The sequence below is a fragment of the Streptomyces sp. NPDC058664 genome (assembly GCF_042716635.1).
GTDB lineage: Bacteria > Actinomycetota > Actinomycetes > Streptomycetales > Streptomycetaceae > Streptomyces.
In genome coordinates this window covers 14,786-29,725 of sequence record NZ_JBHXRW010000041.1, presented here as the reverse complement: position 1 = coordinate 29,725, position 14,940 = coordinate 14,786, and the positions used below count along the sequence as shown (strand labels likewise).

Annotated in this window: 2 protein-coding genes; both read right to left on the bottom strand. The window is 74.4% G+C overall.

Features of this window, described 5'->3' with window-relative positions; translation table 11 throughout:
• Window positions 1-56: 56 nt before the first annotated feature.
• Window positions 57-7,040 carry an amino acid adenylation domain-containing protein gene (locus ACFWUY_RS28380; protein ID WP_384115570.1) on the bottom strand — a complete coding sequence of 2,328 codons (6,984 nt, stop codon included), beginning with the start codon at window positions 7,038-7,040 and terminating at the stop codon, window positions 57-59.
• Window positions 7,037-14,932 (bottom strand): amino acid adenylation domain-containing protein, encoded by a 7,896-nt coding sequence (locus ACFWUY_RS28375; RefSeq protein ID WP_384115568.1) that lies wholly within the window; start codon window positions 14,930-14,932, stop codon window positions 7,037-7,039. Before ACFWUY_RS28375 ends, ACFWUY_RS28380 begins: the two co-directional genes overlap by 4 nt.
• Window positions 14,933-14,940 lie beyond the last annotated feature (8 nt).

Here is a 14,940-nt window from a genome sequence, read left to right as displayed (position 1 = left end):
CAACGAGGCCGCCCTCCCGCCCCTTTCGGACGGGAGGGCGGCCTCCTTGCCTCTTCCTACTGCCAGTTACCGGTGCGCTCGGACAGCACCGCCGCGATCCGCCGCAGCGCCGACGGGTCCAGCAGACCGTCGTGGTCGTCCGCGACGGTCTGCACGACGACCTCGCCGTCCGTGTACGCCGCCCAGTCCTCACCGGGCCGGGGAGCGTCGGACGCGCGGAAGTGGAGCAGCGTGCCCCGGTACCGACCGGGGGAGTGGGCCGCCAACAGGCTCGTGGCGTGCGCGTAGTTGGCGTGCATCGCCGCCACGATCGTCTCCTCCGGACCCGGCCCGTCCACCGCCGCCTCGACGTCGGCCGCCTCCGCGTCCCCGTCCACCCCCGGGTACGCGTCGAGCAGCGCCAGCAGCTCCACGCGCTCCCCGCGTTCCTGGAGACGGCACGCCAGGGCGTGGGCCACGACACCGCCCAGTGACCAGCCGAGCAGCCGGTACGGGCCGTGCGGCTGGACCCGGGTCAGCTCGGCCAGATACGCGTCGACCAGCTGTTCCAGCGACTCCACGGCCGGTCCGCCCGCCAGGTTCGGGGCCTGCAGGGCGTGGATCGGCACCTCCTCCGGAACGTGCGCCCGCAGCGCCGCGTACCGCCAGCCGAGTCCCGTCGCGGGCGCCGGGCACCACAGCGGCGCCCGGTCGCCCGAGGACCGCAGAGTGAACAGCACGTCGAGGCCCGGCTCGGTGTCCGACGCCGCGGACCGCAGCAGGCCCGCGAGCGCCGCCGCCGTCGGATGACGGAACAGGTCCGCCACCGCCAACTGCCGTCCGGTGACCCGCTGCAACCGGTCCCGCAGCCGTACCAACAGCATGGAGTGGCCGCCGAGGTCGAAGAAGTCGTCGTCGATCCCGACCTCGGTCAGGTCGAGCACCTCGGCGTAGATCTCGCAGACCAGGGCCTCGGTGAGGTCGCGCGGTCCCCGGCCGGTCCGTGCCTCCACCGCCTGGGGGGCGGGCAGCGCGCGCCGGTCGAGCTTGCCGTGGTCGGTCAGCGGCAGCGCGTCAAGCTCCACGAACATCGACGGCACCATGTAGTCCGGCAGCATCCGGGTCAACTGCGCCCGCAGCACGGACGGGTCGAACTCGGCGCCCGCCGCCGGGACGACGTACGCGACGATGTGCTTGCCGCGCGGGCCGTCCTCGCGTACGTCGACCGCCGCCTGGAGCACGGACGGACCGGCCGCCAGAGCCGCCGTGATCTCGCCGAGTTCGATGCGGAAGCCGCGTATCTTCACCTGGTCGTCGGTGCGGCCGAGGTAGTCGACGGTGCCGTCCGGCATCCAGCGCACCAGGTCGCCCGTGCGGTACATCCGCGTGCCGGGCGGGCCGAAGGGGTCCGCCACGAAACGCTCGGCCGTCAGCGAGCGCCGGTCGAGGTAGCCGCGGGCGAGACCGGCCCCGGCCAGGTACAACTCACCGATGACACCGGCCGGCACCGGCTGGAGACGGCCGTCGAGGACGTACGCCGTCGTGTTCGCCGTCGGTCGCCCCACCAGGGGGCGCTCGCTGTCGGCCACACTGGCGGCCAGCGCGTCGACCGTGCACTCGGTCGGCCCGTACAGGTTGAACCCGGCGGTGCCCTCCAGCTCGCGCATCTCCCGCCAGAGCGGGGACGGCACGGCCTCACCGCCCACGCCGAGCGCGAGGAGCGGGGAGCGGCCGTCCCTGATCAGACCGGCGCCGGCGAGCTGCATCGCGTGCGAGGGCGTGACCTCGATGAAGTCGATCCGGTTCGTCTCGATGAACGACACCAGCTGGTCGGGGTCGCGGAGCGTGTCCTCGGTGACGATGTGCAGCGCGTGCCCGTCCAGCATCCACAGCTGCGGCTGCCACGCGGCGTCGAAGGCGAACGACCAGCCGTGCGCCACCCGCAGGCTCCGCCCGCCCGCGGCCTCGACGGTCGGCCGGTAGAGCAGCTCGCGATGGCTGTGGAAGAGGTTGGCGATGGAGCGTTGCTCGACGACGACACCCTTGGGCAGGCCCGTGGAACCGGAGGTGTAGATGACGTACGCCGGGTGCTGCGGCAGCGGGTGCGGCAGCGCGCCCGGTTCCGGAGCGGCGCTCTCGTCGGAGAGCAGCGCCTGCGTTTCCGTCGCGTCCAGGATCAGGGTCTCCGGGCCGCCGTCGCCCGCGAGACCCGCCAGCGTCCCGGTGGTGATCAGCAGCCTCGGCGCGGAGTCCCGGAGGATGTGCTCGATCCGCCCCGCCGGATAGCCCGGATCGATGGGGACGTACGCACCACCGGCCCGCATGACCGCGAGCAGCGCGACCACCGTGTCGGCCCGCCGGGGCAGCAGCATGGCCACCATCCCCTCCGGCCCGACGCCCCGGTCCCTCAACAGCCGGGCCAGGCGTGCCGTACGCCGCTCCAACTCGGAGAAGGTGTACGCGATGTCGCCGCACACCAGCGCCGTGGCGTCCGGCGTGCGCTCCACCTGACGGGCGAACAGCTCGGTCAGCGTCGTCACCGGCGCCTCGACGAGATCGCCCTTCCAGTCGACGAGCACCTGGCGGCGCTCGTCGGCGGAGAGCAGCTCCAGGCTGCCGAGCGGCCGGTCGGGGTTCTCGGTGACGGCCTGGAGCACCCGCAGGAAGCGGGTCGCCATGTTCGCCACGGTGTCGTGGTCGAACAGGTCCGTGCTGTACTCCACGCCCAGCCGCATCCCGTCCCGGCCGTGCTCCTCGGTGATCTCGAAGGCCAGGTCGAACTTGGCCGTTCCCATGTCCACCGGCTCCTGCCGGACCGCGACCTCGCCGAGCGCCAGGTCCATCGGCGGCCTCGCCTGGTGGCTCAGCATCACCTGGAACAGCGGGTGCCGGGCCATGGACCGCGCCGGGTTGAGCAGCTCCACCAGCCGCTCGAACGGGATGTCCTGGTGCGCGTACGCCGCGAGGTCGGTCTCCCGGACCCGGGCCACCAGCTCCCGGAACCCGGGATCGCCGGAGGTGTCCGTACGCAGCACCAGCGTGTTGGCGAAGAAGCCCACGACATCGTCGACGGCGTCGTCGCTCCGGCCCGCGATCGGCGTTCCGACGGGGATGTCGGAGCCCGCGCCGAGCCGGGTGAGGAGGGTGCCGAGCGCCGCGTGCAGCACCATGAAGACGCTGGCGTCGCAGCGGCGGGCCAGTGCCCGCACGGCCCGGTGCAGGGAGGCCGGCACGTCCAGATCGACGGTCGCGCCGCGCAGGCTCGGTGCGGCGGGCCGCGGCCGGTCCGTCGGCAGCGGAAGCTCCTCCGGCAGCCCCTCCAGCGTCTTGCGCCAGAACTCCGCCTGCCGGTGCAGCAGCCCTTCCGGGTCCGACTCGTCCCCGAGCAGCGCGCGCTGCCACACCGCGTGGTCCGCGTATCCCACCGGAAGCGGGACGAACGAGGGGCGCTCGCCCCGGCCTCGCGCGGTGTACGCGTCCGCCAGGTCCCGCAGCAGCGGCAGCGCGGACCAGCCGTCGGCGGCGATGTGGTGCAGCACCAGGATCAGTACGTGGTCCTCGGAGCCGAGGGTGAACAGCTCGGCGGCGAAGGGCGCTTCCTCGTCGATGCGGAACGGGCGTGAGGCCGCGTCCGCGAGCCGGCCGGACAGCTCCGCCTCGGTGACCGGCGTGACCGGAAGCTCCGGCCGCGCCGACTCCGCGTCGAGGATCACCTGCCGGGGCGTGCCCGCCTCGTCCGGCAGCACCGTCCGCAGCGCCTCGTGCCGATCCGTCAGGTCACCGAGCGCGGCCCGCAGCGCTTCGGCGTCGAGGGCGCCGGTGAGCCGTGCCGCGAACGCCATGTTGTACGCCGGGTTCGGCCCTTCCAACCGGTACAGGAACCACATGCGCTGCTGCGCGAACGACAGCGGCAGCGGATCCGGGCGCTCCCCGGCCCGCAGCGGCGGCCGGGTGCTGCGCGTGCCCAGGCGCTGCGCGAGCGCGGTGACCGTCGGTGCGTCGAAGACCGTCCGCAGCGGCAGTTCCACCCCCATGGTGGAGCGGACCCTGCTGGCGAGCCGGGTCGCGAGCAGCGAGTGCCCGCCGAGAGCGAAGAAGTCGTCGTCGATGCCGACCTCGGGCACCCCGAGGACCTCCGCGAACAGGTCGCAGAGGATCTCCTCCGAGGGGTTGCGGGGGCGCCGGCCCGCCACGGCCGGACCGAGCTCGGGCGCGGGCAGGGCCCGGCGGTCGAGCTTGCCGCTGGGTGTCAGCGGAAGCGCGTCCAGTGCGACGAACGCGGACGGCACCATGTGCTCCGGCAGCGCCGCCGACAGATGGCGGCGCAGTTCCGCGGGATCGGTCGCGCCGGTCGTGTAGGCGACCAGCACCGGGTCGCCGTCCGTGCCGAGGTCGCGGCGGGCCACCACGGCGGCCTCCCGGACACCGGGGTGCCGCGCGAGCACGCCCTCGACCTCACCGGGTTCGATGCGGAAGCCGCGTATCTTCACCTGGTCGTCGGTCCGGCCCAGGTACTCGATCACCCCGTCCGCGCCGCGCCGGGCGAGGTCGCCCGTGCGGTACATGCGCGTGCCGGGCGGGCCGTACGGGTCGGCGACGAAGCGTTCGGCGGTGAGCGCGGAACGTCCCAGGTATCCGTGGGCCAGCTGAGGGCCCGCCAGGTACAGCTCGCCGGGCACGCCGGCCGGGACCGGGCGCAGGGCCGCGTCCAGGACGTACGCCGAGGTGTTCCACACCGGGCGGCCGATCGGCACGCCGTCGCGGTCCCCACCGTCGGCCGGGCACGGCCAGGCGGTGACGTCCACGGCGGCCTCGGTGGGCCCGTACAGGTTGTGCAGCTCCACAGTGCCGCCGAAGAGGCCGTGGAAGCCGCGTACGAGGTCGGGGGTGAGCGCCTCACCGCTGCACAGCACCCGGGTGAGGACCGTGCAGGCGGCCGCCTCCGGCTCGGCGAGGAAGGCGCGGAGCATCGACGGGACGAAGTGCGCCGTCGTGACGGCCTGCTCCTGGATCAGCCGCGCCAGGTACTGCGGGTCCAGATGGCCCTGCGGGCGGGCGACCACCAGCGTCGCGCCGGTGATCAGCGGCCAGAAGAACTCCCACACCGACACGTCGAAGCTGGACGGCGTCTTCTGGAGCACCCGGTCGGCGGAGGTGAGGCCGTACTCGCCCTGTGCCCACAGCAGCCGGTTGACGACGGCCGAGTGCGGCACGACGACGCCCTTGGGGCGGCCCGTCGAGCCGGAGGTGTAGATGACGTACGCGGGATCGGCCGGGCGGACGGCGCAGGGCGGGGTGCCCTCCGCGGGCGGAAGGGCCTCCGAGTCGTCCAGGGTGAGGACAGGGGCCGCCTCGGGCAGCAGGCCGCGTGTCGCCGTGTCCGTCAGGACCGCGACCGGCCGGGCGTCGTCCAGCATGAAGGCGATGCGGTCCGCCGGATATCCCGGGTCCAGCGGCAGGTACGCGGCACCGGCACGCAACACGGCCGCCAGGGCCACGACCAGGTCGGCGGAGCGCGGGAGCGCGACCGCGACGACCGCGCCCGGGCCCGCGCCCAGCCGGGTCAGCCGGCCGGCGACCCGCTCGGCCCGCGCGTCCAGCTCGGCGTAGCTCAGCCGGTCGTCCTCGAAGACCACGGCGGTGGCCTCGGGGGTGCGGGCCACCTGCTCGGCGAGGAGCGCCGTGAGGGTGGTGTCCGGTACGGGGCGGGTGGTGCCGGGCGAGGTCAGCAGTCGCGTCTCGTTCTCGCCCAGCAGGTCGACGCGGCCCAGCGGTTCGTCCGGCGTGGCGGCGAACGCCTCGAACGCGCGGCGCAGCCGGTCCGCGACGGATCGCACCTCGTCCTCGTCCAGCGCGTCGGGCCGGTAGCCCAGTTCGAGGCGCAGGCGGGTGCCGGGCAGCACGGTCAGCGCGAGCGGGTAGTGCACGCCCTCGTCGCCACCGGCGTCCTCCAGGCGCAGCCCCGGCGCGAGTTCGGCCAGCGACTCGGGATCGAACGGATAGTTCTCCACCACGGCGAGGGTGTCGAACAGCTCCCGCCCGCCCGCCAGGCGCTGCACCTCGGCCAGGCCCAGGTGCTGGTGCGGGACCAGTGCGGACTGCTCCTCCTGGAGCCGGGCCAGGGCCTCGGCGAACGACTCCGCCGGAGGCAGGACGGCCCGTACCGGGACGGTGTTGACGAAGACGCCCACCATCGACTCGACGCCCGGCAGGTCGGCCGGCCGGCCGGACACCGTCGTGCCGAAGACGACGTCACCGCGGCCGAGCGACCGGGCCAGCGTGAGCGCCCAGGCGCCCTGGACGACCGTGCCCAGGGTCAGCCCGCGCGAGCGCGCGACGGCGGTCACCGAGGAGGTCAGCGCGGGGTCGAGCTCGACGACGACCTTCCGCGGCGGCTCGGTCACCGACTCCGACGCGCCGGGCGCGACCAGCGTCGGGCCGTCCAGGTCCGCCAGCGCGGTCCGCCACGCGGCCTCGGCGGCGCCCCGGTCCTGCGCGGCGAGCCAGTCCAGGTACACGCGCGGGGAGGTGGCGGGCGCGGGACGGACCCCTGCGTAGTGGGCGAACAGCTCCTGCACGAGGAGCGGCTGCGACCAGCCGTCAAGGATGATGTGGTGGTTCGTCAGGACCAGCCGGTGCAGCTCGGCGCCCAGCCGCAGCAGCGTGAACCGGACCAGGGGCGGCTGCCCGAGGTCGAACCCGCGCTCCGCGTCCAGGACGGTGAGGCGCTCGGTCTCCCGTGCCCGTTCGGCGTCGGGCAGCGCGGACAGGTCGGTGAAGCTCCACGGCACGTCCACCCGCGAGGGGATCAGCGCGGCCGCCTTGCCCTGCCGGTTGCGGCGGAACCCGGCCCGCAGGCCCGGCTGCCGGTCCAGCAGTGCCTGGGCGGCGGCTCGCAGCCGCGGCTCGTCGACGGGCCCCCGCAGCGTCAGCGTCAGATGGCCCGCGTACACGTCGTGGCCGTCGTCGTCGAGCTCCGTCCGGAAGAGCAGGCCCTCTTGGAGCGGCGTCAGCGGGAGGATGTCCTCCAGCTTGGAGCGGGCGGCGGTGCGGCCAGTCACGAAAGCCTCCAGTCGGCTTCGAAGTCGTCGATCTCGTCCTGGGTGAGGGAGATCAGGGAGAGGTCGGAAGGCGTCCAGCCGCCCGCGTCGGGCTCGTCGGTGTGTGCGGCCAGAGCCGTCAGGTACGCCAGCCAGCCGTCGGCCAGCGACCGTACGAGAGCGGTGTCCAGGGCCTCGCCCGCGTACGACCAGGTGGCACTCAGCCGGGGGCCGCCGGGCGTGGCGGCCACATGGACGTCGATCTCCAGGGCGTGCGCGAGCGGCAGCGCCGGGTCGACGCCGTGGAACAGGCCCTCGTCACCGGCGACCGGCTGCCACGGGGCCTCCGCGTCGCCGGACCCGAACCGCCCCAGGTAGTTGAAGCAGATCTCGGGCACGGGCAGCGCGGCCAGACGCTTTGAGGCCTCAGGGTCGAGGTGGCGCAGCGCGCCGAACCCGAGACCGCCGTCACCCACGGCCCGCAGCCGCTCCTTGACCGCCTTCAGCGCCAGGCCCGCCGCGGGACCGCCCGCACGCGCCTCGGTGAGGTCGACGGGCCCGGGGTCGAGGCGTACCGGGTGGACGTTGGTGAACCATCCGACGGTCTGCGTCAGGTCGACGCCTTCAGCGATCGTCTCCTCGCGGCCGTGGCCCTCCAGCTGCACGCTCACGCCCGCGTCCGCGACTCCTGACCGGCGCCGGTGGTCGGCGACGGCAAGGGCGAGCGCGGTCAGCAGGACGTCCTCGACGTTCGCGTGGAACGCCGCGGGCACCCGGGTCAGCAGAGCCTCCGTGTCCTCGAGGCCCACGGACACGGTGTGCCTGCGGGAGGTCGCGGAGGTGTCACGGGCCGGGTCGAGCGCGCGGCCGGTCAGCGGCGCCCCGCCGTCGCCGAGGGCCCGGGCCCAGTCGTCGGCCTGCCGGACCGTTTCCTCACGACGGGCGTACGCGCGCAACAGCTCGCTCCAGGCACGCAGCGAGGTACCGGTGGGCGTGGCCTGCTCGCCGCGCCACGCGGCGTCGAGGTCCGTGCACAGGACGCGCCAGGACACACCGTCGACCACCAGATGGTGGATGACCAGGACGAGCCGGTTCTCCGGCTCCCACCACACCGCCTGCACCATGACGCCGGACTCGGGGCGCAGCCGGTCCCGGGCGGCGGCGGCCTCGGTCGCGGGGTCCGCCTCGGCGCGCCGCAGCACGTCCCCGGCCCGTACCGAACCGGGCGCCGGGGCGTCCAGCTCCCAGCTGCCGTCGGCGGCGCGCACGAGGCGGGCCCGCAGCGCCGGGTGGCGGTCGAGCACCGACTGGAGGACGGCGGTGAGCCGTTCGTACGTCAGCCCCGCCGGGGTGCGCAGCGTCATGCCCTGGCTGTAGCCGTCGACGGAGGCGGCTGTGGGAGCCGAGTCGGCGAGCTCCCGCAGCCACGCCGTGATCGGCGTCTCCAACACCCGGCCCACACCGTCGTCGGACGGACGGTCCGTCGCGGCCTTCTCCGGCCGGGCGACGGCGGCCAGGGCGGCCGGCGTCTGGTGGCGGAAGACGTCACGGGGGCCCAGCTTCCAGCCCGCCGCGCGGGCGCGGCTCACCAGCTGGAGGGAGATGATGCTGTCCCCGCCCAGTTCGAAGAAGTTGCCGTCGGCGTCCACCGTCTCCTGACCGAGCAGGGCGGCGAACAGCTCGCAGAACAGCTGTTCCGCCTCGGTGACGGGCGCGCGTCCACTGCCCTGTTCGGGCAGTTCGGGCACCGGCAGCGCGGCACGGTCCACCTTGCGGTTGGCCGACTGCGGCAGCCGCTCCATGGGCACCCACAGCGAGGGCACCATGTGCTCCGGCAGCAGGGCCGCCGCATGGGCGCGCCACAGGTCGGTGTCGGCCGCGTGGCCAGGGGCGGGCACCACGTAGGCGACCAGGCGTCGCGATCCCGGCAGGTCGTCGCGGGCGATCACCGCGACCTCCGCGACGCCCTCGTGCCGTCCGAGGACGGCCTCGATCTCGCCCGGTTCGATGCGGAAACCGCGGATCTTCACCTGGTGGTCGGCCCGGCCCAGGCACTCGAGCTCGCCGTCGGCGGTCCAGCGCGCCAGGTCGCCCGTGCGGTACATCCGCGCCCCCGGCGTGCCGAAGGGGTCGGCGGTGAACCGCTCCGCGGTCAGCGCCGGACGGCCCAGGTAGCCACGGGCCAGACCGGCACCCGCGAGGTACAGCTCACCGGTCACACCGGGTGGCGCGGGCCGGAGCCGGTCGTCCAGCACGTACGCCGTCGCGCCCCTGATGGGCCGTCCGATACGGGGAGCTCCCTCTCCGGTGACCCGGGCGACGACCGAATCCACGGTGCACTCGGTGGGACCGTAGAAGTTGTACGCCGTCGTCGCCGGGTGCGCGCCGAGGTCCCGCCACAGGGAGTCCGGCATGGCGTCCGCGCCGGGCCCCAGGAGGGCGGGCCGATGCCTGCCCTCGTCGAGGAGGCCGTGCTTGACGAGCTGCTGGAGGTGGGACGGGGTCAGGTCGAGGTAGTCGATCCGTTCCTCGGCGACGTACGCGGCCACGGCCTCGGCGTCCGGGTACGTCGACTCGTCCAGGACGTGCAGCTCGTGCCCGCCCACCATCAGCAGCAGCGGGTCGAGGGACGCGTCGAAGGCGAACGAGGCGATGTGCCCGACCCGCAGCCGGCGCCCGCCGACCTCGGGCACTTCGGGCGGGAACAGCGTCGAGGTGTGCGCCGCGTACAGGTTGGCGAGGTTGGCGTGGGTCACCACCACGCCCTTGGGGCGACCGGTGGAGCCCGAGGTGTAGATGACGTACGCGGCGTCGCCGGGCCTGGCCCGTACCGGAGGGACCGGCGCCGCCGGCACCTGGGCGTCGATGAGGACGACGGGGAGGTCGGGCCGACGGGGGAGGGACCGGGCCAGCTCACGGGTGGTGAGCAGGCACACGGGCCGCGCGTCGTCCAGGGTCCGCGCCAGCCGCTCCTCCGGGTAGTTCGGGTCCAGCGGCAGGAACGCGGCCCCCGACCGCAGCACGCCGAGCAGCGCGGCGACCGTCTCGTGACGGGGCAGAGCCAGGGCCACGAACCGTTCCGGAGCCGCGCCGTGCGCGGCCACCAGCCGGGCGATCCGCTCCACGCGCGCGTCGAGGTCGGCGTACGTGATCCGCTCGACGGCACCCGTCCGCGAGCCGAGGACCAGCGCGACCGCGTCCGGCGTCCTGCGGACCTGCCGCGCGAACGCCTCGTGCAGCGGCGGCGCCTCGGGTGCGGCCACGGGCGGCGCCACCAGCGTGCCCCGCTCGCCCTCCGTCAGGATGTCGTGGTCGCCGATCGGCAGCTCGGGCCGGGCGACGGCGGAGGACAGCAGCCGTACCAGGCGCTGGGCGAGGACCTCGACCGTGTCCGGGTCGAACAGGTCCGCGCTGTACTCGGCGAAGCCGCTGACCTGTTCCGCGTCACCGTCCGGGTCGAACCGCTCGATGAACGTCAGGCTCAGGTCGAACGTCGCCGTGCCGGTGGCCACCACGTGCGGCCGGGTCCGCAGACCCTCCACGGGCAACTCGGAGGCCGTGCCGCTCTGGTGCACCGCCATCACCTGGAACAGCGGGTGACGGGCCGTGGACCGAGGTGGGTTGAGGATCTCCACCAGCCGCTCGAACGGCAGGTCCTGGTGCTCGAACGCCGCCACGGCCGTCTCCCGTACCCGCCGCAGCAGGGTCTCGAAGGACGGCGCGCCTGAGGTGTCGGTGCGCAGCACGAGGGTGTTGACGAAGAAGCCGACGAGGTCGTCGAGCGCTTCCTCGCCGCGCCCGGCCACGGGCGTGCCGACCGGGATGTCCTCCCCGGCGCCGAGCCGGGTCAGCAGGGCCGCCACGGCTGCCTGGTACACCATGAACGGGGTGACGCCGAGCGAGGCCGCGAGCGTCCGTACGGCTCGGGCGAGCTCGGCCTCGACCGTGAACCGGACCATGCCGCCCCGGTTGGACGACTCGGCGGGACGCGGCCGGTCGGTGGGCAGCCGCAGCTCGTCGGGGGCGCCGCCGAGGGCCTCCTTCCAGTACGCGGCCTGGCGCGCGGTGAGACTGCCCGGGTCGCCGGCGTCGCCGAGGAGCTGTCGCTGCCAGACGGCGAAGTCGGCGTACCGCACGGGCAGCGGCGACCAGGCGGGGTCCTTGCCGGACAACCGTGCCCGGTAGGCGTCGGCGAGGTCACGGACCAGGACGGGCAGGGACTGACCGTCTCCGGCGATGTGGTGCAGCAGGAGAAGCAGTACGTGCTCCTCGGGACCGGTCTCGAACAGGACGACACGCAGCGGCGGTTCCTCCGCCAGGGCGAACACATGCGCCGCCGCGGCGGCCAGTTCGGCCTCCACGGTCTCGGGCGTCGTACGGCGCACCTCGAGCCGCGGTCCCTGCTCCGGCTCCAGCACGACCTGGCACGGAGACCCGTCGCGCTCGGGGAAGACCGTCCGCAGGCTCTCGTGGCGTACGGCGACGTCGGCGACGGCGTCGGCGAGGGCGGCCGTGTCCAGCGGCCCGCTGACGCGCAGCGCGGTGGGGATGTTGTAGGCCGGGCCCGGCTCCTCCAGACGGTGCAGCAGCCACAGCCGCTGCTGCGCGAACGACAGGGGGGCGGGGGCACCGGCCGTTCCGGCGGTGAGCGCCGGGCGCTCGGCGGCTCGGCCTTCGGAGCCGTCCAGCACCCGGGCCAGCGCGGCGGGCGTCGGCGCGTCGAACAGAGCCCGCAGGGCGGGCCGTACGCCGCACTCCGCCTCGACGCGGGTGATCAGCCGGGCGGCGAGCATGGAGTGACCGCCGAGCAGGAAGAAGTCGTCGTCCGGCCCGACCTCCGGAAGCTCGAGGACCGCGGCGAACAGGGCGCACAGCGTCGCCTCGCGCGCCGTGGCCGGCTCCCGGCCGGCGGCGCGCCCGTACACCGGGGCGGGCAGCGCCCGGCGGTCCAGCTTGCCGTTGCTGGTCAGCGGCAGCCGCTCCAGCGTGACGACCGCCGCGGGCACCATGTGCGCGGGCAGCGTGGCGGCCAGCCCCTTCCGCAGCCGGTCGGTGTCGGGGGCGGGCGCTCCCCCGGCGGGCACCACATAGGCGACGAGGCGCGGGTCGCCCGGCTGGTCCTCGCGGGCGATGACGGCCGCCTGCGCGATCCCCGGGTCCCGGCGCAGGAGCTGCTCGATCTCGCCGGGTTCGATGCGGAAGCCCCGGATCTTGAGCTGGTGGTCGACCCGGCCCAGGTACTCGAGGACACCATCGGCGGTCCAGCGCGCGAGGTCGCCGGTGCGGTACATCCGGCTGCCGGGGGCGCCGAACGGGTCGGCGACGAACCGCTCCGAGGTCAGCTCCGGGCGGCCGAGGTAGCCGCGGGCGAGCCCGTCACCGGCGACGTACAGCTCACCGGGCGAGCCCGGCGGCACCGGGTGGAGACGGCCGTCCAGGAGGCGGACGGCCGTGTTGTGCACCGGGGTGCCGATCGGCACGACCGGGCCCGCGTGGTCCGGACGGCAGGTCCAGAGCGTGGCGTCGACCGTGGTCTCGGTGGGACCGTACGAGTTGAACATCCGGGTGGTGGCCGACCAGCGCCGCATCAGCTCGGCCGGGCACGCCTCGCCCGCCACGATCAGCGTGGCTCCGGCGGGCAGCGACCGCTCGTGCGGCAGCGTCGCGAGGACGCCCGGGGGCAGCGTCAGATGGGTGACCGCGTGCCGCGCGCAGAACTCGGCGAGCGGCGGCCCCAGCCGCTTGTCGGTGGGGACGACGACCAGGGTGGCGCCGGTGAGCAGGGCCATCGTCCACTCCCACACCGAGGTGTCGAAGCTGAACGAGGCGAACTGCAGCACCCGGCTGCCCGGTCCGGCCCCCAGCTCCTCCGCCATGGTGGAGACCAGGCTCGGTATGCCCTCGTGGGTGACCACGACGCCCTTGGGGCGCCCGGTGGAGCCCGAGGTGTAGATCAGGTAGGCGGCGTGGCCCGGTGCCGAGGGGCGCAGAGGGGCCTGAGTGCCCCGGGTGGGGCGTGCCGCGTCGTCGATGAGGACGGCCGGGATCTCGCCGTGCGGAAGTCGGCCGGTGGACCGGGAGTCGGTGACCAGCAGGCCGGGCCGGGCGTCCTGGAGCATCAGGGCGATGCGGTCGGCCGGGTACGCGGGGTCGACCGGCAGGTACGCGGCTCCGGCCTTCATGACGGCGAGTGCCGCCACCAGGAAGTCGCCCGAGCGGGGGAGGGCCACGGCGACGACCTGCTCCGGTCCGGTGCCCAGCGCGGCCAGTTCGCCGGCCAGCAGGTCGGACCGCCCGTCCAGTTCGGCGTAGCCGAGCCGGTGTTCACGGCCGCCCTCATCCTCCCAGACCAGGGCGGTGGCGTCGGGGTCCTCGCGCACCCGGTCCCGGAAGAGGTCCGGGATGGTGGCGCGTTCCGGCGCGCGCCGGTCGCTGCCCCACGTCGTCAGGACCCGCTCGCGCTCCTCCTCGCCGAGCAGGTCGAGATCGCCGAGCGGGGTGTCCGGGGCGTCCAGAGCCGCCGCGAGCAGCCGCTCGAAACGGCCGAGCAGGTGCCCGACCGTCTCCTCCCGGTACAGGTCGCGGCGGTAGGTCGTGTCCAGGGTGAGCGTCCCGGCTGCGTCGAGCACCGCGGAGACGGCCAGGTCGAACGCGGCGGTGTTGCCCGGTACCGGCCGTTCGGCGATCTCTACTCCGGGCAGCTGGAAGCCCTCCCAGACGTCACTGCGCAGCGAGAACATGACGTCGAAGAAGACGTGGTGCCCGGCCGTGCGCTCCGGGCGCAGCTCCTGGACCAGGGTGTCGAAGGGCACGCTCTGGTGCGCGTACGCCCCCAGGCAGACCTCCCGTACCTGCTGGAGGAACGAGCGGAACGTGGTGTCCGGCGTGGCCCGGGTACGCAGCACGAGGGTGTTGCCGAAGTTGCCCACGAGCCGCTCGGCACCGGAGTCCGTGCGCAGCACGGCCGGTGACCCGACGAGGAGGTCGGGCGCGTCGGCGGCCCGGTGGAGCAGTGCGTTGAACGACGCGAGCAGGGCCATGAAGGGGCTGACGCCCTCGGTCCGGCACAGGGCGTGCACGCGGTCGCGCAGCGCGGCGGGCAGCGTACGGACCAGCCGCCCGCCCTCCTCGGCGCGCTCCGGCGAGCGGGGGAGGTCGGTGGGCAGGGGCAGCGGCGCGGGAGGGTCCGCGAGCAGCTCGCGCCAGTGGGCGAGGTCGGCGTCCGTCCAGGGCGCGCGCTGCTGTTCGCGTACGGCCACGTCGGCGTACTGGAGGGGGAGTCCGGGCAGGAGCTGCCCGGTATAGGCGGCGGCGACCTCCTGGAGCAGGACCTGCCAGCTGCCGTCGTCCCAGGCGATGTGCTGGGCGACGAGCACGAGGACGTGCTCCTCCTCGGCGAGCCGCAGGATCTCCAGGCGGACGGGCGGGTCCGCCGACAGGTCGAAGGGGCGCGCCGCGAGCCGGGCCGCGGTCTCGTCCACCGCCGCTTCGCGGTCCGCGGGTGGGACCGCCGCCAGGTCGGTCTCGCCGATGACGGGCTCGGCGTCCGGGACGAGTACCTGAACCGGCTCGCCGTCCTCACCGGGCCGGTAGACGGTACGCAGGACATGGTGGCGCTCGATGACCTTCCGCAGCGCCCGCCGCAGTCCGGATACGGACAACTCGCCGGAAAGGCGCACCGCCACGGCTATGTTGTAGGCCGTGCTGTGCGGCTCCAGCTGATGCAGCAGCCACATCCGGCGCTGCGCCGAGGACAGCGGAGCCGGTCCCTCTGCCCGGGCCGGGGGAGTCGGCGGGGACGCGTCCCCGCCTCCGGGCCGCCTCGCTATTCCTCGGGCGGCCAGTTGACGGCGCAGCAGCTCGCGGCGTCGTTCGTTCGCGTCTGCGCTGTGGCCGATGTTCGCACCCGACAAGAAGGTTC